Source organism: Mycolicibacterium stellerae, from assembly GCF_003719305.1.
In the GTDB taxonomy this organism is placed as follows: Bacteria; Actinomycetota; Actinomycetes; order Mycobacteriales; family Mycobacteriaceae; genus Mycobacterium; species Mycobacterium stellerae.
Genome location: NZ_RARC01000008.1, coordinates 186,361 through 208,454, shown reverse-complemented (window position 1 = coordinate 208,454; position 22,094 = coordinate 186,361). Strand labels below are relative to the sequence as shown.

24 protein-coding genes are annotated in these 22,094 nt (G+C 66.1%); 9 read left to right on the top strand and 15 right to left on the bottom strand.

The window, feature by feature from the left end; translation table 11 throughout:
* The first annotated feature begins 25 nt into the window (after positions 1-25).
* Positions 26-1,426: a flavin monoamine oxidase family protein gene (locus tag D6M19_RS13305; protein WP_234834839.1), complete on the top strand. Its 1,401-nt coding sequence runs from the start codon at positions 26-28 to the stop codon at positions 1,424-1,426.
* On the opposite strand, the gene D6M19_RS13300 is transcribed toward D6M19_RS13305, so the two are convergent.
* Complete coding sequence (locus D6M19_RS13300) at positions 1,423-2,394, bottom strand: alpha/beta fold hydrolase (protein ID WP_123025685.1); 972 nt, start codon at positions 2,392-2,394, stop codon at positions 1,423-1,425. The genes D6M19_RS13305 and D6M19_RS13300 overlap by 4 nt on opposite strands.
* A gap of 63 nt (positions 2,395-2,457) precedes the next feature.
* Between D6M19_RS13300 and D6M19_RS13295 the strand changes: the two genes are divergently transcribed.
* Positions 2,458-3,429, top strand: a complete 972-nt coding sequence (locus D6M19_RS13295) for an NADPH:quinone oxidoreductase family protein (RefSeq protein WP_123025684.1) — start codon at positions 2,458-2,460, stop codon at positions 3,427-3,429.
* Positions 3,426-4,268, top strand: coding sequence for an endonuclease/exonuclease/phosphatase family protein (locus D6M19_RS13290; RefSeq protein ID WP_123025683.1), 843 nt, complete (start codon positions 3,426-3,428; stop codon positions 4,266-4,268). The genes D6M19_RS13295 and D6M19_RS13290 overlap by 4 nt, the downstream gene beginning before the upstream one ends.
* Here D6M19_RS13290 and D6M19_RS13285 read toward each other — a convergent pair.
* The 5 genes from D6M19_RS13285 to D6M19_RS13265 form a co-directional block, all read right to left on the bottom strand.
* On the bottom strand, positions 4,249-4,686 hold the full coding sequence (locus D6M19_RS13285) for a hypothetical protein (RefSeq protein WP_123025682.1): 438 nt from the start codon (positions 4,684-4,686) through the stop codon (positions 4,249-4,251). The two genes, D6M19_RS13290 and D6M19_RS13285, sit on opposite strands and share 20 nt — an antisense overlap.
* Positions 4,687-4,773: 87 nt before the next feature.
* Entirely contained in the window at positions 4,774-5,526 is a 753-nt protein-coding gene (locus tag D6M19_RS13280) for an alpha/beta hydrolase family protein (RefSeq protein WP_123025681.1), read from the bottom strand.
* Positions 5,527-5,529: 3 nt separating this feature from the next.
* Positions 5,530-6,429 carry an NAD-dependent epimerase/dehydratase family protein gene (locus tag D6M19_RS13275; RefSeq protein ID WP_123025680.1) on the bottom strand — a complete coding sequence of 300 codons (900 nt, stop codon included), beginning with the start codon at positions 6,427-6,429 and terminating at the stop codon, positions 5,530-5,532.
* Positions 6,430-6,449: 20 nt separating this feature from the next.
* On the bottom strand, positions 6,450-7,322 hold the full coding sequence (locus tag D6M19_RS13270) for an alpha/beta fold hydrolase (RefSeq protein ID WP_123025679.1): 873 nt from the start codon (positions 7,320-7,322) through the stop codon (positions 6,450-6,452).
* A gap of 25 nt (positions 7,323-7,347) precedes the next feature.
* Complete coding sequence (locus tag D6M19_RS13265) at positions 7,348-7,701, bottom strand: Fe-S protein (RefSeq protein ID WP_123025678.1); 354 nt, start codon at positions 7,699-7,701, stop codon at positions 7,348-7,350.
* A 289-nt stretch (positions 7,702-7,990) separates the two neighbouring features.
* Between D6M19_RS13265 and D6M19_RS13260 the strand changes: the two genes are divergently transcribed.
* Positions 7,991-8,440: an STAS domain-containing protein gene (locus D6M19_RS13260; RefSeq protein WP_327389791.1), complete on the top strand. Its 450-nt coding sequence runs from the start codon at positions 7,991-7,993 to the stop codon at positions 8,438-8,440.
* A 40-nt stretch (positions 8,441-8,480) separates the two neighbouring features.
* On the opposite strand, the gene D6M19_RS13255 is transcribed toward D6M19_RS13260, so the two are convergent.
* Together D6M19_RS13255 and D6M19_RS13250 are read right to left on the bottom strand one after the other, a co-directional pair.
* Positions 8,481-9,797, bottom strand: a complete 1,317-nt coding sequence (locus D6M19_RS13255; protein WP_206428517.1) for an aminotransferase class III-fold pyridoxal phosphate-dependent enzyme — start codon at positions 9,795-9,797, stop codon at positions 8,481-8,483.
* 126 nt (positions 9,798-9,923) lie between these two features.
* Complete coding sequence (locus D6M19_RS13250) at positions 9,924-10,067, bottom strand: hypothetical protein (RefSeq protein ID WP_123025675.1); 144 nt, start codon at positions 10,065-10,067, stop codon at positions 9,924-9,926.
* Positions 10,068-10,286: 219 nt separating this feature from the next.
* Between D6M19_RS13250 and D6M19_RS13245 the strand changes: the two genes are divergently transcribed.
* Both D6M19_RS13245 and msrA read left to right on the top strand, forming a co-directional pair.
* A complete protein-coding gene (locus D6M19_RS13245; RefSeq protein WP_123025674.1) occupies positions 10,287-11,288 on the top strand; it encodes an alpha/beta fold hydrolase in 1,002 nt (333 codons plus the stop codon).
* Between the two features lie 77 nt (positions 11,289-11,365).
* Positions 11,366-12,079 carry a peptide-methionine (S)-S-oxide reductase MsrA gene (gene msrA / locus D6M19_RS13240; protein WP_123025673.1) on the top strand — a complete coding sequence of 238 codons (714 nt, stop codon included), beginning with the start codon at positions 11,366-11,368 and terminating at the stop codon, positions 12,077-12,079.
* On the opposite strand, the gene D6M19_RS13235 is transcribed toward msrA, so the two are convergent.
* Positions 12,052-12,456: a hypothetical protein gene (locus tag D6M19_RS13235; RefSeq protein WP_123025672.1), complete on the bottom strand. Its 405-nt coding sequence runs from the start codon at positions 12,454-12,456 to the stop codon at positions 12,052-12,054. The two genes, msrA and D6M19_RS13235, sit on opposite strands and share 28 nt — an antisense overlap.
* Positions 12,457-12,575: 119 nt before the next feature.
* On the opposite strand from D6M19_RS13235, the gene D6M19_RS13230 reads away from it, so the two are divergent.
* Positions 12,576-12,947, top strand: coding sequence for a hypothetical protein (locus tag D6M19_RS13230; protein WP_123025671.1), 372 nt, complete (start codon positions 12,576-12,578; stop codon positions 12,945-12,947).
* A 9-nt stretch (positions 12,948-12,956) separates the two neighbouring features.
* Here D6M19_RS13230 and D6M19_RS13225 read toward each other — a convergent pair whose 3' ends face one another.
* The 6 genes from D6M19_RS13225 to D6M19_RS13195 all read right to left on the bottom strand — a co-directional run bounded on the left by D6M19_RS13225 (position 12,957) and on the right by D6M19_RS13195 (position 19,790).
* Positions 12,957-13,640: an alpha/beta fold hydrolase gene (locus D6M19_RS13225; protein ID WP_123025670.1), complete on the bottom strand. Its 684-nt coding sequence runs from the start codon at positions 13,638-13,640 to the stop codon at positions 12,957-12,959.
* The gene (locus D6M19_RS13220) at positions 13,637-14,014 is read right to left on the bottom strand and encodes a hypothetical protein (protein ID WP_123025669.1); all 378 of its coding nucleotides are present in this window, start codon (positions 14,012-14,014) and stop codon (positions 13,637-13,639) included. The genes D6M19_RS13225 and D6M19_RS13220 overlap by 4 nt, the downstream gene beginning before the upstream one ends.
* Positions 14,015-15,067: 1,053 nt before the next feature.
* Positions 15,068-15,706, bottom strand: a complete 639-nt coding sequence (locus D6M19_RS13210) for a sigma-70 family RNA polymerase sigma factor (RefSeq protein ID WP_234834838.1) — start codon at positions 15,704-15,706, stop codon at positions 15,068-15,070.
* Entirely contained in the window at positions 15,703-16,275 is a 573-nt protein-coding gene (locus D6M19_RS13205) for a hypothetical protein (RefSeq protein WP_123025666.1), read from the bottom strand. The genes D6M19_RS13210 and D6M19_RS13205 overlap by 4 nt, the downstream gene beginning before the upstream one ends.
* Positions 16,276-16,293: 18 nt before the next feature.
* Positions 16,294-16,947 (bottom strand): HD domain-containing protein, encoded by a 654-nt coding sequence (locus D6M19_RS13200; RefSeq protein WP_123025665.1) that lies wholly within the window; start codon positions 16,945-16,947, stop codon positions 16,294-16,296.
* Positions 16,944-19,790, bottom strand: coding sequence for a helix-turn-helix transcriptional regulator (locus D6M19_RS13195; RefSeq protein ID WP_123025717.1), 2,847 nt, complete (start codon positions 19,788-19,790; stop codon positions 16,944-16,946). The genes D6M19_RS13200 and D6M19_RS13195 overlap by 4 nt, the downstream gene beginning before the upstream one ends.
* Positions 19,791-20,166: 376 nt before the next feature.
* Here D6M19_RS13195 and D6M19_RS13190 point away from each other — a divergent pair, with 376 nt between their 5' ends.
* Both D6M19_RS13190 and D6M19_RS13185 read left to right on the top strand, forming a co-directional pair.
* A complete protein-coding gene (locus D6M19_RS13190; RefSeq protein ID WP_123025664.1) occupies positions 20,167-20,805 on the top strand; it encodes an HD domain-containing protein in 639 nt (212 codons plus the stop codon).
* A 15-nt stretch (positions 20,806-20,820) separates the two neighbouring features.
* Complete coding sequence (locus tag D6M19_RS13185) at positions 20,821-22,083, top strand: MFS transporter (RefSeq protein WP_123025663.1); 1,263 nt, start codon at positions 20,821-20,823, stop codon at positions 22,081-22,083.
* The last annotated feature ends 11 nt before the right edge of the window (positions 22,084-22,094 follow it).

The following is a 22,094-nucleotide window of genomic DNA, read 5'->3' as shown; positions in this document are numbered from 1 at the left end:
CCGCACGGCGTGAGAGCCTAGTCGCGTGGCACAAACCGCCGACGAGCGCTCGCGCGAGGAACCGATAGTCGACGTCGTCGTCGTGGGGGCCGGGTTCGCGGGCCTGACCGCGGCGCGCGACCTGGTGCGGCTCGGCTACGACGTCGTCGTGCTGGAGGGCCGTGACCGGGTCGGCGGGCGGTCGTCGACCACGACGATCGCAGGGACGCCGGTCGACCTCGGCGGCACATTCGTCGGCCCGACGCAGGAGGCGGTCGTCGAACTCGCCCGCGAGCTGGGCTGCAAGACGGTGCCCACCCACAACCGCGGCAAGAACCTGATCAAATGGCGCGGCCGGGTCCGCAGATACCGCAGCACGATCCCCCGGCTGTCCATGCTCGAACTCTTCGACGTCTCCCGGATCCAGTGGCGATTCGACAGGATCAGCCGTCGGATATCGGTCGCCGAGCCGTGGAAGGCGCCCCATGCGCTCAGCCTCGACGACCAGACGCTGGACCGCTGGTTGCGGTCCCTTCACGCGAGCGCCTCGACGCGCGACCTGATGGCGATCATGTCCAGGGTCACGTGGGGCTGCGAACCCGACCAGGTGTCGATGTTGCACGCCGTGCGGTACGTCAAGGCGGCAGGCGGGATCGGGCGCATGCTCGACGTGGAGGGTGGCGCCCAGCAGGACCGCTTCCCCGGTGGCACGCAGCAGATAGCACTGCGGCTAGCCGACGAGTTGGGTGAGCGCGTCCGGCTGAATGCGATCGTCCGGCGCATCGAACGGCATGCCGACACCATCACCGTCGGCGCCGACGGTGGAGACGTCACCGCCAAGGCCGTCATCGTGGCCATCCCGCCCGCTCACCGTGGCGCCATCGACTTCTCCCCCGTCCTGCCGCCGGAGTACGAGAAACTCGCACAGCACTGGCCGCAAGGAAACCTGAGCAAGGCATACGCCGCCTACGAGACGCCGTTCTGGCGCGCGAACGGGTGCAGCGGGGAGGCGCTGTCGGACGAGGGGCCGGTGTTCATCACCTTCGACGTCAGCCCCGAGGACCCCGAGCAGTCTGGCTCCTCGCGTCCGCAGGGCCCCGGCATCCTGTTGGGCTTCACCGACCCGCGCACGTTCGACTCGCTGCCGCCCGCCGAACGCCGCGAGCGCGCACTGTCGGGGTTCGCCGACCTGTTCGGCGACGAGGCGTTGCAACCGATCGACTACATCGACCACTGTTGGGGGACTGAGGATTTCGCGCCGGGGGGGCCGACGGCCGCAGTCCCGCCGGGTTCCTGGACCACCTACGGGCCGTGGCTACGCAAACCCGTTGATCAGATCTTCTGGGCAGGCACCGAAACCGCCGACCAATGGACCGGCTTCCTCGACGGTGCCGTCCGGTCGGGGCGCCGCGCGGCGGCCGAGGTGCACACCGAACTATCCGACTAGGACGTGGCTCGTTGCGGTTCGCTGACCGACTCGACGAGCCAGCGCAGATGCGCGTTCACCTCGTCGGGCCGCTCCAGAATCGCGCAATGCCCGCCGGACAGCTCGACGAACTGCGCGAGGTTGGGCGCCATCCTCGCGATGTGGCGCGACGAGGCCATCGGCAGCAGCCGATCCTTCTCGCTGCCGATCACCAGCGTCGGCACCGTGAGGTTCTGCAGCCCGATGTGCTTGTTGGTGCGCAGCGAGTCGACCAGCGTGCGCGCCCAGCCGCCGCGACCCGCGGGCGGTGTCTCGGTGAACAGCTCGTAGATGAACTCGGCGATCGCCGGATCCGCGCCCCGGCCGACGGCCATCATCTGCACGAAGCGCTTGCTCGGCCGCTCCACGCCACGCAGCAGGGGCGCCGCGCCGAAGTTCTTCAGCAGAACCTCCGCGGTGCGCACCCTTGCCCCGCTCAGGGTCGGCGGCACGGGCACGAGCTTGACGTGCCGCAGCAGGTCACCGGTGGTGGTGTTGATCAGGGCGACGGCGTCGGCGCGCTGGGCGACCCGGCGGGGGTAACGCTCCGACCACGAGCTGATCGCGATCCCGCCCATCGAATGGCCCGCGATGACGGCACGTTCGCCGGGCTTCAACGTCGCTTCCAGAACCGCGTCGAGGTCGGCGGCCAGGAAGTTGAGGCCATAGTTCGCGCGCCGGGTCGGCAAGCCGCTTCGGCCGTGGCCGCGGTGGTCGTAGGCGATCACCCGGTAGTCACCGGCCAGGTCGTTGATCTGGTGGACCCACACCCGGACGGCACACGTGATGCCGTGGGCCAGCACGATCGGATAGCCGTCCTCGGGACCGAAGACCTCGGCGTGCAGGGCGGTGCCGTCGCCGGCACGCACGGTCATCGGACGTGACGGCGGCAGGGCGTCGGCCGCGGCGAACCGCCGCGCCCTGTGCTTGACCCGCTGACGTCTAGGCATAGCGGCGAAATACTACCGTCAGGCGCCCACGGGCCTGTTCACGCGAGGTTGTTAAATGGGGCGATGCGCGCAATTCAGATAGCCAGCCTCGACGGTCCGGAAGCGGCGAAGCTTGTCGAGATCGATGAGCCGACCGACGGGGACGCGGTCGTCGTCGAGGTCCATGCGGCAGGGGTGGCGTTTCCCGACGCACTGCAATCCCGAGGGCTTTATCAGTACAAGGCGAAGTTGCCGTTCGTGCCGGGCGCCGAGATCGCCGGCATCGTGCGCAGCGCGCCGGCCGACAGCGGATTCACGGCCGGTGATCGGGTCGCCGGGCTGACCATGCTGAACGGCGCCATGGCCGAAGTTGTTGCGCTGCAACCGGATAGGGTGTTCACGCTGCCGGCCAACGTGTCGTTCGAGGCCGGCGCTGGCCTACTGTTCAACGACCTCACCATGCATCACGCACTGCTCACCCGCGGTCGCCTGGCCCGCGGTGAGACAGTGCTGGTGCACGGCGCGGCCGGCGGCATAGGAACATCCACGCTGCGGTTGGCACCGGCATGGGGTGCGGCACGGACCATCGCGGTCGTCGGCACCGAGGACAAGATTGCGATCGCCAAGGCCGCGGGCGCATCCGATGTGGTGCTGGCCGACGGCTTCAGGGACGCGGTCAAGGAGCTGACCGACGGGCGCGGCGTGGACATCGTCGTCGACCCCGTCGGCGGTGACCGTTTCACCGACTCGTTGCGCTCCCTGGCGCCGGGCGGCCGGCTGCTGGTGATCGGGTTCACCGGCGGTGAGATTCCCACCGTGAAGGTGAACCGGCTGCTGCTCAACAACGTCGACGCGGTCGGCGTCGGCTGGGGTGCATGGGCGGGAACGCATCCGGGCTACCTGGCCGAGCAGTGGGCGGAGCTCGAACCGCTGCTGGCGTCGGGCAAGGTGTCCGCACCGCAACCGGAGGTCTATCCGCTCGAGCGCGCGGCCGATGCGATCGCATCGCTGGAGAACCGGACCGCCAAGGGCAAGGTCGTCGTCAAGCTCCGGTGAGGCTGCTTCCGCGGCGCCGTGGCGTCAGAGTCGAAAAGTTCGATGTGGCGACGGGCCGGTGGGCTGAGCCCGCCGCATCAGGTGGCGCCGACCGCGATGAGCTGACCCTGGCGACATACAACGTCTGGAACGACCCCAAATACTTCGGGGAGCGCTATCTCGCTATCGCGCAACTGCTTTCCCGTCATGCACCCGACATCATGGTGTTCCAGGAAATCACGCCGCCTGCTCTGGACGTATTCGTGTCGCAGCAGTGGATTCGCGACGGGTACTCACGGGCGTCGGTGGTCGGTGGCGATGCGGGCAGTTACGGGATGCTTCTGCTATCCCGGCTGCCGCTTTCCCGCGTCACGTACACCCGGCTGCCGTCGCGCCAATCCCGCGGATTCCTGCAAGCCGAACTCACCCTCAACGGCAGGCGACTGGTGGTCTGCTGCATACACCTTGACAGCGGGAAGGCATCGTCGCGATTGCGCGGCTGGCAGCTGCGCAGGATTTTCGGCGCGCTGAAGATGGCGGAAGATGCTGTGGTGCTTGGTGATTTCAACATGCGCGACGCCGAAGACTCGCGCATAGCCGCACCGTACCGCGACGTGTGGCCGACCCTGCGGCCCGGCGAGGACGGCTTCACCGAGGACACGTCGATCAACTTGATGCGCTACGACATGAAGGACAAGCACAGGCACGTCCGGTTCGACCGGGTGCTCCTCAAAGGTCGGCAGTGGTCCGCGGCAAATATCGAACTACTGGGCACGAAGCCCATAGCCGCTGATCTACCGCGGGTGTTTCCGTCAGACCACTTTGGCGTGAAATGCCTTCTTACAACCCGTAATCCATAGGTGGGCCCTGAGGACCAACAGCCGACTTGTCGGCGACGGCCGTGGCGACGACGGTTCCACCCTGCCGGGTTCCGACCACCATCACCTCATCGTTGACGGTGAATGACGCTGCGGGGCTTGCACTTTGTCCGCTGCCGGTGACGGCGGTGGTGCTGGGGGTGACAGCGTAGGTGTTGATGGACCCGTCGGCGCTCTGCGTCGTCAGCGAGTCGGCCGTGACCTCAACCAACCGGCCCTGCTGGGTCAACGGTTGCTGCTGGGAGGCTTCCGGCGCCGGGGCATTGGCGGCGGGCGGCGCTTCTGGCGACACGAGTTCGACGATCGCAGCAGCCAGCACGCTGGACACGCCAACCGATGCGGCGATCGAACCGATTACGAGGTTGGACCTCGATACCTTCGCGCGATGTCTTCCACTCATGGGCCTTTCCCCGCAGCTCGACGACATAAGTCAGGTTCTCTATGAGCTACCCCAGCAAAACCGCGCTGAAACACCTAGGGGAGAAAGTCACAAGTACGGGTCCGACCAGGCGCTGATGATGCGGGCCGCCCGCGCCGCCTGGTTCTTGCCGGTCAGCAGATGGTCGGCGCCTTCCAGCGATACGAAACTGCGCGGGTGGCGGGCGGCCCGGAAGATCTCGCTGGCGTTCGCGATGCCCACGGTGTTGTCCGTGGGCGAATGCATTACCAGCAACGCGCGGCGCAATGTGCGGATCTGCTCGCGGAGGTCCGCGTTGCGGACGTCTTCGATGAAGTGCCGCTTGAGGGTGAGCGCCTTGCCGCCGACGGGGAACGGCGCCTCGCCCTCGGCCTCGATCCGCGCGATCAGCGCGTCGTAGTTGTGCTCGACGTGACCGGGGTCGTACGGCGCCCCGATGCTGGCCACGGCCACCACGCTCGGACAGTCATGGGCGGCGGCGAGCGCGGCCGATCCACCGAACGAATGCCCGACGAGCAGCCGCGTCTCACGGCCGGAGTCGTTCATGAACTCCACTGCGCGCACGGTGTCGGCCACCTTGTGGGAAAACGACCCGTCGCCCCAATCCCCTTCGGAATCACCAAGTCCGAGATTGTCGAAACGCAACATGCCGATGCCTTCACTGGCCAGCTGCTTGCAGATCCGGCTCGCGGCAGGGCTGTCCTTGCCGAGTGTGAAGCCGTGCGCGAAAACACCCCACCCGCGCACCTCGTCCTCGGGCACATCCACCAGACCAGCCAGTGTGGGCCCGGTGGTGCTCGGGAATTTCACACGCTCGGCCATCGGCTAACCGACCAGCTCCGGGTGGAACGTCGCGACCATCCGGCGGAAGCCGTCGCGCCAGTCGACCGTCGTCCCGCCGACGAGCTCACGCATCAGCGTTGCGTCGGTCGGGTTGCCGCGCAACGCCTGCAGGCTCTTCTCGAAGACCGGTTCCTTACCGATCAGCGTGCCGATGTAGGTGCACCACTCCTGGAGGCTGACGGCTTGTTCACCGCACCAGTTGACGGTGGGCGCAGGCACCGCGGCCTTCTCCAGCAGTTTCGGGAGCATCGCGATGATGTCGTCTTCGTGGATCGGGTTGTAGACGGCGGGGCCGCCCTCAGGCACGGGGATCGGGATGTCGCCCAGCATCATCTCCATGTGAAAGAACGGCCACCCGCCGTTGTTTCCGTACGGCACGTTGAGACGCGCGATGATGGCGGGGACGCCGAGCGCGCGCGACATCGTCCGGACGACGACCTCTCCGGCGATCTTCGAGATGGAATACGTTGGGAACATTGGCTTGTGATTGTCGCCCAGCGCGGCGCGCTCGGTCCGGGGTTCGTCGTCGGGCGGATCGTAGACGGCGGCCGACGAGCAGTGCAGAAAGGCCTTCGCGGTGCGGCAGTGCGCCATCAGCAGGCCTGCCGATTCGGCGTTGGCGCCCAGGTCCTTGTCCCATCTGCCGCTCTTGGCCACCGCCAGGTTGAGCACGTAGTCGAAGTCGGTCGGGAGTCCGGTGAAGTCCCCGGAGGCGAGGTTGACGGTTTCGCACCGAACGCCCGCCTTCTCCAGGCTTTCGCGCGCCGACGGGTCGCTGAAGCGGGCGATGCCCCACACCTCGTTGTCGGTCGCGAGGGCCTTCGCGATGGGTGCGGCAACCTGGCCGCTGGGTCCGGTGATGAGGATTTTCGATCCGCGCATGCGCTGATCGTAGGGAATGGCTAGCGTGTGGCGTGCCGGTTGAGGAAGTCGACGACGGCCTCGGCGAACAGATCGTTGCGATCACCGGCCACCATGTGTCCGGCCCCCTGCACGTCGACGAACTCGACCTGGGGGAAGCGGGCGAGGAACTCCTCGGCACGGTCCTCGCTGACGAGGTCGCTGACCTGGCCGCGCACCAGCATCATCGGCACGTCGTCGGCGAGGATCGCCTCAACGGCCGCGTGCATGCGGTCGGGGTCGGTCACCTCGAACGGCGGATTAGCGGCGGTGCCGTCGATGAACTGCGGATCCCAGTGCCAATACCAGCGGTCGCCGCGACGACGAAGGTTGGCGCGCAAGCCATTCAGGTCGCTGGGCCGAGGCCGATGCGGGTTGTATTCGGCGATCATGTCGGCGACCTCGCCGAGTGAGGCGAAGCCCTCAACCATCCGCTCGGCCATGAAATCGTGAATGCGGGCCGCGCCGGACGGGTTCATGCTCGGCACGATGTCGACCAGCACGACGGCGCTCGCGATGCCGCGCGACAGCTCACCGGCGAGCAGCATGGACGTGAAGCCGCCGAGAGAGGCGCCGACCAGGACGGGGTTCGGTGGCAGCTGCGCAAGTACCCCGCACACGTCCTCGGCGAACGTGACGACGCGGTAATCACCCTCGGCCGACCAGTCGGATTCGCCGTGGCCGCGGAAGTCGACGGTGATGGCCTGCCAGCCTCGGGTGGCCACGGCGGCGGCGGCACGGGCCCATGACCGCCTCGTCTGACCACCGCCATGCAGGAACACCACCGCGGGGGCCTGCGGATCTCCGAGCCGGTCGGAGACGATGCGGATGCCGCCGGGCGCCTGCGTCACGAACGGCTGCGGCGCTGTGGTCATCCTGAAGATCGTAGGGTGCGGCAATTCACCACAGGACCGCGATACCCGCTGCGGTCAGCGACAGAATGCCGATCAGGGCAAACAACGCACGCGGCACGGACTCCCCCGTGCGGCGTTGTCTCGCGTTGCCCATACCGAGCAGGCCGCCCAGCACGACGAGGATGACGAGCTTGACCCCGATCTTGGGATAGTTCAGTTCGATTCCGGCGGGCCACGGCGCTGCCAGCGCGAGACCGCTGACAAGCGAGAGCAGCAGGCCGTAGTCCATCAGGCGGGTGGTGCGGTACCGACGCGCCGCGGCTTCGGCCGCCCACGCGCCGAACGTAACCGCGAAGCCGACGATATGCAGCAAAACAACTACGTGCCGTAGTAGTTCCATGGCGGCAGCTTACCTCGCGACGAATTCAGTCGCGACAGCGCCGATATCGATGGCCACCGGGTGTCCCAGCGGAGAACAATGAATCCCAAAAGTCAACTTACGCAACGGCTTCTTGAGAGATTGCTGAACTTTCCGCCACATCGTGGAATTCGTAGTAGCCTCGATTTCGGTTGAGCTTGCAGCCGGTCGCGGTGCGCGGGGATCGAGGGCGCCGCTTATCCGGCCTTCAGACCGAAGGGCCGTTCGAGAACCACTCGAGCGTCTTCGTGCGCTGTGGAAGGAGTTCACCTTGACCACTGCCAGCCCTGTTCAGCTGCACGACGTCCGGATGCCATCAGCCGACGAGGTGCAGCGCAGCGGCAGAGCGGTCTTCAGTGCGCAGGAACTGGCCGACGGGCGCGTGCTCGTCACCGTTCGAGGCGACGTCGACGCCACCAACCGCCAGGCGCTCGGCCGCTTCATAGCGCGACACACCCGCGTCTCCAAGCAACTCATCCTCGATCTGACAGCCGTCGACTTCTTCGGGAGCCAGGGCTTCACGGCGCTGTACTACGCCAGCGTGCAGTGCGCCAGGCGCGATGTGGACTGGATGATCGCGGGCAGCCGACCGGTGCAGCGGATCCTGCGGATCTGTGACCCCGACGGTGAGCTCCCTCTGATTTGCGACCTCGAAGCGGCGCTTGCCAGACTGGACCACGTCGCCAAATGCAGGCACGCCGTGGCCTGGGGTGACGCCTGACACGTGTCCGAGCGCGGTGCCGTGTGGAAGACCTCTGCGGTCATCGGGAAAATTCGCCCTCGCTGATCTCGCAGACGGCCTCGCTGAACAGCCGCAGACCGCTTTGCGCCTCCTCGGCCGAAAGGACGAGCGGCGGTGTCATTCGAACGACGTTCTCGCCTGCCTCCAGGACGAGCAGGCCCTTCTGGAAGCAGCGGTTCTGGATCGCGTTGGCGACCTGGCCGTCGGGAAACTCGACACCGATGAAGAGGCCGACTCCGCGGACGTCCCGCATGACCTCAGGCTGGTCGGCCTGGAGCTTGCGCAGGCCTTCCAGGAGGTAGGTGCCGAGTTCGGTGGAGTTCTCGAGCAGGTTCTGCGACCTGATGACCTCAAGGGTCGCAAGGCCGGCCGCGCACGGCACGGGACTGCCGCCGTATGTGGAACCGTGCGCGCCTGCACTCCAAGCGGTCATGATCTCGTCGCGGGCGATGACGGCGCCAAGCGGAAGGCCCGAAGCCAGACCCTTGGCGCTGGTGACGATGTCCGGCTCGACCGAGGTGTGCTCGATCGCCCACATTTTGCCCGTCCTGCCGATGCCGGACTGAACCTCATCGGCGACCAACAGGATGCCGAATTCGTCGCACAGTTCGCGAAGGTCCTCCATCCAGCCGTCGGCCGGGACGATGATGCCGCCCTCGCCCTGAATGGGCTCGACGAATATCGCGGCAACCTCTGTCGGGTCGACCTCGTAGCGGAACAGGACGTCGCGTAGGAAATCGACGGTCGCGGTGTCGCGGTCACCGGATGCCCTGCGCCGCGGGTCCGCATAGGGAGCATGCAGCACACCGGGGAGAAGCGGTCCAAATCCCTTGTGATACTTGGCCTTCGAATCCGTCAGGCTGAGTGCGCCCATCGTCCGGCCATGGAAGGCGCCGTAAAAGCTGACGACGTAGGCACGTTTGGTGGCGTAGCGGGCCAGCTTGAGCGCGGCTTCCACCGCCTCGGCACCCGAATTGGACAGATACACGCGCGTCGGGCCCGATATCGGGGCCACGTCGCGCAGCGCCGCACACATCTCGGAGTAGATGGGCAGATAGAAGTCCGACGCCGAGTAGTGCAGGATCTCACCGGCCTGCCGCCGGATTGCTTCAACGACCGTCGGGTGGGCGTGGCCGGTCGAGCTCACCGCGATGCCGGCGTTGAAGTCGAGAAATACGTTGCCGTCGACGTCTTCGACGCTGGCGCCGCGGCCGCGCTGGGGAACGAGTGGGTACGCACGGGGCAGCGATGGACTGGTGACGGCTTCGTCGCGGGCGAGCACTTCGGTGGCAAGCGGCCCGGGAAGCGCGGTCTTGATGAACGGCGCGGTTTTCACGGACGAGATTCTGCTCGATGATCGGCTCGAGGGCCTCGGCTTTCGCTCAGAGCCGTGGCCGACACGAAAGCGGCCCCCGGAAGAATCTCCGAGGGCCGCTTGGACGGGCTGCTTTTGGCTGCCGCGTCAGCGCTCGCTGAATTCGTGCCGCTGGGCGATGGCCAGCAGTTCCTCACGAACAGTCGAATCGGGCAGTGCGTTGATCCGTGCATAGATACGCCGCCGACTGCGGGCGCGCTTCACATCTGCGCGGAACTGCGCGAAAGACATTTCCTCAACTCCTTATTGCCACCCCGGATCGCGGGGTGTGTTTGCTGTAGCGATCCACATGGGCGGATTACCCGTTAAGTAGAACGCCTTGATCCTCCTTGTTAATTCTAAGTTAATCAACTTTCGCGAGGTGATCTTGGCTACACACCGCGGGACGGTACTGTTTGCTGTGACGGGCGTCACTCGGGGCGCGACGAACCACCGTCGAAAGGCGGCATCGTGGACATCTTTGCGGACTGGCGCAACGGCGCGACGACAATGGAGTGGCGGTCGACAACCGAAGCCAATGACGGCGCCGACGTCACCGTGTTCGTCCGGCGCGCAGGCACACCCGGCGCACCGGCTCTGGTGTGCGTACATGGCTTTCCCACGTCCAGCATCGACTTCTACGCATTGGCGCGGGAACTAGGCGCCGAGTTCGACATTTTCGTCCTGGACTTCCCCGGCTACGGGCTGTCCGACAAGCCGCAGCCGCCCTATGTCTATTCGCTCTACGACGATGCGCGGCTGCTCGTCCACGCCATCACCGAAGTGTGGAATCTGACCGACTACTGGATGGTGACCCACGATCGCGGCAGCAGCGTCGGGATGATCGGTCTGGAGATGCTCATTGCGCGGCGTCGGGGCGCGGTGCCTGCAGGCGTCGTCATGACGAATGCCAACATCTACCTACCGCTCGCCAACCTCACCGCGTTCCAGACCGCACTTCTCGACGACGCGACCGGTCGCGCCACGGCGGCGGCGACGACGCCGGAGCTGTTGGCCGCGGGCCTGGGAGCGAGCACGTTCATGCCGCGGCGGGCCCTGCAGGATCCGGAGATCGCAGCGCTGGCGAAGTGTTTCGCGCACAACGACGGAATCCGTGTCCTGCCGGACACGATCCGATACCTGCACGAGCGCGCAGATAATGAAACCCGTTGGCTCGAGGCCCTTTCCAGGTGTGAAGTCGACCTGTCGCTGGTGTGGGGTGTGCACGACAACGTCGCGCCGCTGCGCGTCCCCAACCATGTGTGGCAGACGTACCTGAAAGACAAGCCGGGCCAAAACCGCTACTGGGTGGTGCCGACCGCCGACCACTACGTGCAGTGCGATGCGCCTGCCCAGTTGGCGCAGATCATCCGGACGACCGTCGACGGCTCCGATATCGCGCTGCAGACACTCGGCGACCAACCCGATGGCGCGGTCCTGGTGGACCAGAGCGATACGTCGTCCCGAAGCTGAGAACAATCGGTCTTACGGAAAAAGAACGTCGTTGCCCACGCGAGCCTCAATGCGTGATTCGCCTGGACACTGGAGCCATGCCACACAGGTCACGCACCCAATTCACCCTGGCGACCGTTCTCGGATTGGTCGGTATCGCCGCGGTGGCGTTGCTCGATGTACATCCAGCAGGCGCGGCGGAGTCGTTCGCGGTCCCGGCGCCAGCCGTCGACGAGCAGGCGCCTGCCGCAGGCACTGAGACCGCCGTTTTGGCAGGCGGCTGCTTCTGGGGTGTGCAGGGAGTGTTCCAACATGTCAGAGGCGTGACGCAGGCGGAATCCGGCTACGCGGGAGGCGCTGCGGAGACCGCACACTACGAGACCGTCGGCACCGGTTCGACCGGTCACGCCGAGGCGGTGCGGATCACCTACGACCCCACCCAGGTGACGTACGGCCGACTCCTGCAGATCTACTTCTCTGTCGTGACCGACCCGACTCAACTCAACCGTCAGGGGCCCGACGTGGGCAGCCAGTACAGGTCGGCGATCTTCACCCAGAACGCCGACCAACAGCGTGTCGCGCAGGCCTATATCGCTGCGCTGTCGCAGGCGGGCGTCTTTCCCGCGCCGATCGTCACGAGGGTCGAGCCGAACACCGGGTTCTTCCCCGCCGAGGGGTACCACCAGAACTACCTGGACTTGCATCCGACATCGGCGTACATCGCGATGAACGACATGCCCAAGGTCGCCGATCTGGCGCGCTTGTTTCCGCTGCGGTATCGCGATCAGCCCGTGCTGGTTTCAGTGGCCTGATTCAGCTTCGCCTCGACCCCGTGCGCAACGCGGTCCCCTTCGGCGGTGAGGTCCAGCCAGGAGTACCACGGCCACCTGTCCTTGTCGTCGTACCGCTCGACGTACTCGCCGCGAATCCGTTGCAGCGAGGCCTCCGTAGATGTGTCCCATGCGACGAAGCGGCCGCCGTCCCCGGTCAGGTCACCGATGAGAAACAGGCCCTCATCTGCCAACGTGCGAACCAGGTCCAACGTCTCGGCCTGGATGTCGGCCAGCGAAGCGCCGGGGTTCGCTCGTTCGACATACGAGTGGATCTGACCGAGGTCCACCCAGTCGTCAAGGGCGGATACCAGAACCTTTTCTCGGGGTGTGCTGGCCTCCCACACTGCGTCGTCCACACGCTTATCCTAAGCGTGATGGGCGCATGCTCAGGTCCCCCGTTTGAGACTGCGCTGAGCGCGGAGCCGCTCGATATTTCGCGCTCTCAACGCAAATTCGACGCCCATATAATTCTCCTATGGCTTCGGTTCAGGTCGACGCGGGCGGAATGGATACGCTGGCCGCTCACTGTCAATCGCTGGCAGTTGACGTGGCCGGGGTCAGCGCCTCTCCGGATCTATCGATGCCGTCCGGGCAAGCCACGGCGGTAGCGGTTCAGGCGGTGCACGCCGACGTAGCAGCGGCCGGTGCGGCGATGGTCGCACGCCTGGAAGCCACATCGGCCAAACTGGCCGCCGCGGCAGTTTCATTCACCGACCAGGAGACCAGTTCGGCAGCCGAGGTCGCCGCCGTGGCGCCAACGTCGACGTGGCCGATCATCGCTGTCGCATCTGGGTTACGTTGCGGCGAAATCGATTTCGCCTACCGTGAATCCTCGGACGTCCGGTGAAAACGCTATCTAACCGCAGGCTCGCCGAATGAGGGCGGCAACGGCGCGCGGTTGTGACATGTAGACGGCGTGGCTGGCGGCCACCTCGACCGTGGTGGCGCTGGCCCGCTGCGCCATGGCGCGCTGGGCGGACGACGGGATCATGCGATCCTCGGTCGCGATAAGGTACCAGGTTGGCTTGCCGCGCCAGGCTGGATGGGTGACCCGCCCCGCCATGGCGTCAGCCCCCCACGGGACCTGGGAGTCGGCCATGAATACGGCGTCTGCAGCGGGCAGGTCAGCACCGAACGAGTCGTGGAACTTCGCCCGGTCTTGGCACCAAAACCCTTCCGACACTGGGACGATCGGTGATCCCGGCGCGTCGGGATCCCCCCCGAGCGCTCGCACCGACTCACCCTCGTCGGGCGCGAATGCCGCGATGTAGACCAAGGCCGCTACCTTGTCGTGGACGCCGGCCTCCGTGATGACCGCGCCGCCGTACGAATGCCCAACGAGCACGACCCGACCGTCTTGCGCGTCGATGACCTGCCGTGTCGCCGCCACGTCGCCCGACAGCGACAGGGTGGGATTCTGCACGACGGCGACGTGATAACCGTCCCCGGTGAGCAGGTCATACACCGCCCGCCAGCTCGATCCGTCCACGAAGGCGCCGTGCACTAGAACGATGTTCCGCGCTCCGGAGCCCGTAGTCATGGAGACCTTCGTACATGACGACCACTGCTGTCGCCACAACGGCGGCAGCGACGCATCATCGTCAGGATGGCTGCGCTCGAGCTCATGCAGCGAGTTACGTCCGCGATGCCACCCCCGTAGACAGCCGAGAGAAACGTGTCCAGTTCCCGGGGAATATGAGGTCCCGAGGGTTCGATCATGATCTCGGTGGCACCGGCTTGGGCCATTTCGGTCACCCACTTTCTGACCGTGTCGGCGGACCCGGTCAGGGTGGCCGACGGAACGAAGAATTGGCCGCCGGCGTGCCAGGCTTCTAGGTCGGCGTCGCTCATCTCCACCATGTGGCCCTGGTGGACGTGCAAGTGGCGCAGCCGCTCGGGCAGCTTCTCGATCACGTTGAGACAGGCGCCCCGCCAGACAATGGCAATATTACGTCAGGGCGCTTGGCGGTGTACGTGAAGTGATATGTCGCCGCCCGTGGGGCGCCCACGGCCGCGCAGACCCGCTCGCTAGCCGGGCTTTCCCCTTCGCCGAGGACGGTGCCCATAGTTGGTATCACTGCGCGCGGGGAGTCGCGCCGGCCGGGCACGACGTCGAACATGGAGATTACTCCGTAGGAGCCCAGCCGTTTCGAAACATCGGCGCCCGTGCGCCCGATTGCGGCCAACAACAACGGGATTCGCAAGGGAGATCGTTTGCTTGCGCCGAGGTGAGAATCACCTTGATGGCCGCGCCTTCCCAGTTGGGAATCGGCGGCGCTGGCCGATGGCTGCGCGGCTCGAGAATCCAGTGCCGAACGAGTCACGACACGTCCGGGCGACAGTTGATGCAGTGACACCGTTTGTGCGCCATCAGGGTCTTCTGTTCGGGCTGTGGGCCCGCGCAGTCGGCGGGCGGCCTCGTGGTTCATCTGCGGTCGGGTCTTCTTGTTCCCTCGGTGTTCGCTCCGTCTTCGGTGGACCGTTGATCGGTCGGGGATGCTGCCGCCGCGTGGATGGCTGCACGCCGTCGACGACGCGTATGCCGGTCGTCTTGGCGGTGAGGGTTTGCGTTCTGTACACCGGCCAGCTGCTTAGATCGAAGCACCAAGGAGGCAATGTCTGATTCCCGTGTCGCCGCTTGCATTTGTCGTGTCCCGTTTTCGGCGACGGCAGCGGTAACACCTCTTCGGGCGGCCACACGGTTGGATCTCCTGGCAGGCTCGGTTCCTGACCATGCGGCGATATGCGCGGATGCCCGACGGTGACCGGACCGCCAGCTGCAGCGGCGGTACTGCCGTCATCGGTCGTCACCTGCAGGCCGCCCGCGGCGTCAGATGGACCCTCCGCTGACACCGACGCGGCGAAGATCAGCGACAGCGCAGCGGCCGAGAGTGCGATGGTCACGATCGCACTCGCGCCTGGATGCGGTCGCCGCCGCACGCGTTCACCTCGAGCTGCGCGGTGTCATCAGCCGGCCCGCGCCAGCTTGGCGAATCGCCGATCCGGACCGTGGCCGCGACGGCTGGTAGCCTCGACCAAGCTCGCACGCAGCCGTTTACGGCCTCGATGCAAGCGCGACATGACCGTGCTGATCGGGCAATCGCTGAGGGTGGCGATCTCTGCGTACGAGAGCCCGAGGACGTCGGCGTAGTAGATCGCCGTCCGCATGTCCACTCGCAGGGCGGCGAAAGCCGTCGTGACGTCCTCGCTCGGCATCGACGCCAGCGCAGCGTCTTCGGCCGACGGCGAAGCGCTGGACGCTCGCACGCCGACACCAGAGTGTTGCACGCCGAAAATGAATTCCATCGAGACCTCATCGGGCCGACACTTCTTCTTGCGGTGTTCGCTTATCCAGGTGTTGCGCAGAATGCGATAGAGCCATGCCGTGTGGTTGGTGCCGGCTCGGAACGAACCGAAGCCGGCATACGCACGAAGCAGAACTTCCTGGACGAGATCTTCGGCGTCCTGCGCATTGTGAGTGAGACGCAGTGCAGCCGTGTGGAGTTGATCAGCGAGCGGAAGCACGGTGACTTCGAAATGGTGCTCACGCTGATCCGACACTGGCTCCGTCGTCAGGCAGTCGTCGCCGGAGAGTCGCATGCTCATCGTGGCCCGCCGGAGACTGCCGCAGGATCAATCCATTCGACGGTGCTTGGCGTCTCCGACCGGGCCGCCGAGTTGACGCTTCGCGATTCCGCGCTCACCAACAGCGCCTCCTTCCCGAGGGTGTTCGCAATCGCCTCTAGAAGAGAACCGATCGACGTGTCCGCATCGTCTATCTGGTCGCCGATGCGGCAAATGGTGCTGTGCACCATAGCTATTCGATGCACCATCATGTTGGCGGCCGCCGTCGTGCAGCGCTCCCCAGGGTGCAACCCGGGGATTCTGGTTGGAAGCTCCGTGATGACCGGGGTGCGCCCGCTGTCGCCGTCCATTCCTCGCAACGCGTCGGCGACGGCATTGCTGGCCTCGCGGGCGGTCTGCACGATGGTCTCGAGATGGCGCTGGAACTCCACGAATCTCGTCCCGATGAAGTGCGCATGCGTTTCGATGCCCTGGACGTGCAGCTCGAAGAGCTGACCGAGGATGGCCTGCAAGTCTTCCCGAAGGCGTTCCGCGCTGGCGGCGTGGTGCTTCGCGGCTCCACGAACCGGCATGGTGATGATTCTCGTCATAGCAGTCCCGGTCCTTCGCTATTCGGGCCAGCTGCTCTGGAGGATGATGGTGACGAAGTCGTCGCGGACGAACGACGTGTCGAAGTGGGCGAGCACATCGGCGTTCACCGTGCCGAACGTGGTACGCGGCCGATGCTTCATACCGACTGTGAAAGCCTGCAGGATCTGGTGTTTGAAGTCTGGCCGTGGGTGCGCGGCGGTGACGGACGACAACGCCTTCGGCGCCAGGTCCTCGCGGCCGATGCCCAGGACGTCGGTCTCGACACCGGCGGTCACCAGGGCTACCTCCGGTTCGAGGAACTCAGGCACCGCCGGCGTGGTGTGCAACGCGATGCCGAGCCAGACCTTGCGAGCCTCGGCGGCATCGACACCGTGTTGGAGGAGGAAGTCCCGGGCGGCGTTCGCGCCGTCGACTTCGAAGCGGAGGCTCGAGGAGGTGCGGTAGCGTTCGGTCAGGCCGAGGTCGTGAAACATCGCGCCGGCGTATAGCAGTTCGAGATCGGGCTGAAGGTTACGGCGTTGCCCCTGCAGTGCTCCGAAGAAGAACACCCGCCGGGAATGGTTGAACAGCAGGTCGTCCTCGGCGTCTCGGATGAAGGTGGTGATGTCGCGTGTCAGTGGGGTGTCGGGAACGGTGATGCCGGCGACGCTGTCGACCAGTTCGATGCTCATGGGTGGATCTCCGTTCGTAGTGAAAGTTCGTCACTACTACTGTCGGCCGTGCGCCGGTGCGCCGCCATCACCCGGGGGGTGATCTTTAAGGATGGCTGTCGAGACTCGCTCAGCAGCCCTGGCAATTGCGCGCGTGACTTGATGCCGAGCTTGGCGAACGCACTGCGGACATGGGACTTGACGGTGTTCGGCGAGAGATGCAAGCGTTGGGCAACAACCGCATTCGTCGCGCCCTCGGCGATCAGGTTGACCACTTTCAGCTCCGCATCGGTAAGGCTGTCCCAGCCGGTCCTCTCGCGTGAGTGGGTGCCGATCCGGCGCGTCACCCCCAGTCGACGCAACGCGTGGGCCACTCTGCGGGCGGCGGCCGTTGCCCCGGCGGCAACGTACATGTCGAAGGCGACATTGAACTCATCGACGGCTTGAGCGTTCTTGCCCGTCTGCGCCAGTGCCGCACCGGCATCCTCGGCGGCACTGGCCGACGACAGCGGGCGCACGGTGCGCAGCGCGGCGGCCGCGTCGACCAGTGCGGCAGCGTCGCGTTCCAGGATGCCCCGGGTGTGCTGGATCACCGCGGCAAAGAGCGGGACGTCGTCGCTGTCGTGCTTGAGGATCTCGAGGCTGCCCAGAACCCGGGCTCGCAGCCCGGCATCGCCGGCCGCAACCGCCAATCGTGCAGTGAAGATCAACTGGTCGAACGGATTTGCCGACTGCGCACTGACCACTTGCCCGACTTCACGACTTGACCAGCGCACCGCTTCGTGTACGTCGCCGCAGTCCCATGCTGCCAACGCAAGAACGTACGCCGCACCCCCGTTCACGTGTGTCGGGCCTGTGGGGTTCGCCGCCCGTGCCTCGATCACCAACTCCTGCATCAAGTTTCGATCGCCGACACGGGTGGCGACCTCGGCCAGAACCAGCCACCGCTGCATGGCTATCTCGCTCATCGCGCCCCACAGTGGCGCTGCCACCGCATCCAACGTCGCACGCGCGGCGGCCAAGTGTCCGGCGGCCAGGTGGAACATCGCTTCCTGCGATGCCCACAGCACAGCCGCCACCTCGCTGCCCTCGCGGCGTGAGGCCTCCACTCCGCGCGTCATCACCTCCCGGGCTTCATCCGCTCGGCCGAGGAATTGCAACACGTTGCAGAGGTGTACCGCGGCCAACTCACGGGTGAAGGTCGGATCATCGCCGTCGGTTCGAAGGTCGAGCCTCTCGATCCGATTCAACGCCCGCAATGCCTCGCCATCGACGGCTTCGGCGATGGTCAGCGCTATTTGGCAGATGGTCCGGCTCTCCGGATCCCCGGTCGCCTCGGCGGCGGCGACGGCCTCGTTGATGACCGACTCGTCGCGAGGCAGACCGCTGACCGCATGGTTGCACGCCAGCCAGGCCAGATGACGGGCCCGGGTGGCATCGCTGACCTGGCTCAACTGCAGCGCGCGGCGGTTCTCCGCGATGCGCTCTTCGACAGCATCGGCCGCCCTGGGGGTGCGCAGGCGCGTTTGTGCTTCCTCCTCCGGTGACAACTGCTCCAGCGTGGCGGCCGCGAGGTCGTCGGCCTCCTGATAACGCCCGGAACGATTCAGCAGCCCAACGGTTTCCACCACCACCGCTCCGCGCTGCGGGTCATCGGCGGGCAGTAGGTCGAGGGCTCGTCTGCTCAGATCGGCCGCACCGCTCTTGTCACCGTTCGCCACGGATTTGGCGGCGTCGCGCAACGCAGTGACCGCCGCCTGATCGCCGACCTCCGCGCTGCGAACCAGCTGGGTCGCAACCTCTGCCGGCGCGGCACCCATCTCCATCATGACTGTTGCCGATTGACGTTCGATCGCACGAAGCAGCGACGGGGGCAACGATTGACGCGTCGCTTCCCGGAGGAGGTCATGACCGAACCTCAAGTGGTCGCGGTCTTCCACCAACAGGTCGGCGCGCACCGCCTCGTCCACGGCCGACACCAGAGCCGCCGGGCGCCGTGCCAGCATCTGCGCGAGGAGGGCCGCGGTGAAGCGATCGGGCAGCACGGCAGCCACCTGAACGGTTTCCTTCGTCTCGTCGGACAACTCGTCCAATCGCTGTCTCATGGTCAGGCTCAACCGCCGAGGCAGCGTTTCACCCGTCGCGACCGCGCACCCACGGCTGACGCGCAACCGGCTTTCCTCGGTCAGCCCTCCGAGCAGCTCTGTCACCAGGAACGGGTTGCCGTGTGCCTTGTCGGCCAACGTCAGCAGAGAGACGTCGGCACGCGCTCGAACCGCGTCTTCAATCATCTCGATGACCCCGGACCGCGACATGGCCGACAGCCGGACGAAGGTCGCCCCCTGCCGCTCCAACTCGGCTACGGTATCCCGGGCTGCCGGACTGCCGGCACCGGTTCGCGTGCTGAGGACCCACAGCACCGGCGCGTCGATCGGCGTCGTCGCCGTCAACTCGCGCAAGGCCAGGAGCGTACTGGTGTCCGCCCAGTGGACGTCCTCGAGAAGGATGACCAGCGGAGTTTCCGACGCGGCGACGCGAATCCCATTCTTGAGCACGTGCACCACCCAGTGGTGGAGGTCCACCGACGTGCCCAGCCGGCTAAGCGCCGTGGCATCACCCACGGGCGGGTCGGCATGCAGGGTGGCCGTGAACAGCGAGAAGAACGGCACCGTCTGCTGATACTCGAAGGCTTGACCAGACAAAGTTCGCGCCCCGGCCGCCGCGGCGAGAACCTTCGCCTCCATCATCAGTCGGCTCTTGCCGATACCCGGAGGCCCCTCGACGATCAGCACACCACCGCGGCCCTGCCCGAGTTGCTTCACCAGCGAGCCGACCGTGCTCAGTTCGGCCGCCCGCCCGCGCATCGGACGCAGGTGCTCGGCCGTCGACGTCTGTGCACCCTGCGCCTGCACAGACGAACTGAGGAGGCTCGTCACGCTCTCAGAATGCGTCGAACCGGCTGATGCTCGCATCCACCACTGGCTAGCAGCTAGCCATCGATCCGGCGGTGGCTTAGGTCAGGACGTACTCGAGCCGGCTGCGTGAGGTGATGTCGAGCCAAAAATCTGAACCGTCGTGCAATGCCGAGGGCGGACCGAGGCGTTTATGACTCATGTGTCATCGCATCGGGCGGTCGGCCCCTGACGACGATTGCGATCGTTGCCAACCGTCCACGTTCGAGGGATTCCCGGCCAAATGTAAGACCGAGTCCGACGACTACGAACCGAAAGCGCATCAGTCATGTCAGAAATCATTGCGGGTGTAGAAGTTCCCGACACGGCGGCGGTCGCGGAAGCGACCCGTCTCGCCCAAGAGATGACCAGCCCGCTCATCTACCACCACTCCCGCAGGGTCTTCTTCTTCGCACAGCACCACGCTCACCGGCTCGGCGTGAAACCCGACCCCGAGCTGCTCTATCTGGCCGCCATGTTCCACGACACCGGTCTCACGACGCCCTTTTCCGATGCGGTACAGCGCTTCGAGGTCGACGGGGCCGACCACGGACGCGAATTCCTGCTCGAACACGGCTTCTCCGCTGCGGACGCCGACACCGTGTGGACGGCGATTGCGCTGCACACGACACCGGGAATTCCCGACCACATGGGCCCAGAGATCGCTACCACGTACCTCGGTGTGCTGACCGACGTGATCGGACTCGGCCTCGACGGGCTGGACACCGACCAGGTGGACGAGATCCTCTCCGTACACCCGCGGGGCCATTTCAAGAACGAGTTCCTGCGCGCCTATTTCGACGGTTTCAAGCATCGCCCCGAGACGACCAACGGAACCGTGAACTCCGACGTTCTTGAGCACTTCATCCCCGGATTCCAGCGCGCAACCACTGTCGAGCGCATGCTCGGCTCGGCCTGGCCGAGCTGACCGGAGCATTTCGTCGTGGACACCGCGCTGACTGATGCGAGTCGCCTCCCAGGTGAGCGTCCCCTCGGACGAGGTGCCGCTTTCGGCCTGCTCGTGTTCGCCAATGTCCTGCTGATGGCATCGACCAGTGCGCCCTCGCCGATTTACCCGCTCTATCTGCAGAGATGGAGCTTTTCGGTGACGATACTGACAGTGGTCTTCGCCGTCTACGTGGCCGGCTTGATCGGTGCCCTCCTTACGGTCGGATCGCTGAGTGACCACCTGGGGCGCCGTCCGGTGCTGGTCGCGTCCCTTCTGGTGGCCGCGGTCGGGACGGCCATCTTCTGGGCGGCCGACGGGGTCTTCTCGCTCGTGCTCGCCCGGGTCGTGCAGGGCATCGCAACCGGGACGGCGACGGGTGCGCTCGCCGCTGGGTTGGTCGAGTTCTGCCCCGTGGGCCGGCCCCACGTGGGGCCGACGATGACGGCCGTGGGCACGAGCTTCGGGCTGGCCGTCGGCGGGGGGCTGGCTGGTTTGCTCGTCCAGGTGAGCCCGCGTCCCGATGCGGTGCTCTTTCCGACGCTCACGCTGGCGTTCGTGGTCCTCGCCGCGCTGGTCTTCGCGATCCCGGAGACGGCCATCCGACGCGCAGGAGGACTTGCCGCGTTGCGCCCGAGAATAGGGGTTCCCCGGGAAGCGCGGCGGGAGTTCTTCGCCGCGCTTCCCGCCATCGTCGCGGGGTGGTCGGTCACCGGATTGTTCCTCGCACTCGCACCGTCGCTGGTGCGTGACGTCCTGCACGTCCAGTTCGGCGCCGCAGGCGGCCTCTGCATCACAGTGCTGTTCATCGCCAACTGTGCGGGTGGACTGTGGGCGGCGCGGCGCCCCGCGCGAGCCGCCACCTTGCTCGGAGCGGTCCTGCTGTCGCTGGGCGCGGCGGGTTTGGCCGCTGCCCTGGTTTTCGCGTCCCCGTCCGCCTTCATCGGTGCATCGACCGTCTCCGGGTTGGGCGTTGGCCTGACCTTCAACGGGACGTTCCGCGGCATAAGCGGGACCACCACCGCGCACTCACGATCGGAAGTCTTTTCCGCCGCTTTCATAGTCAGCTATACGGCGCTGGGCCTTCCGGCTCTCGCCGCCGGGTTGGCGGCCCCTTACTTCGGCCTGGAAACCACTGGCTACCTGTACATCTCGTTCATTGCGGTGCTGTCCGTAAGCGCCGCGTTGCACGCCGCGAAGGCCACACTCACCACACGTCCGCCCGCGACAACACCTGTGGGCGTTCGAGAAACCGCGTGAAGAGGCTCGAC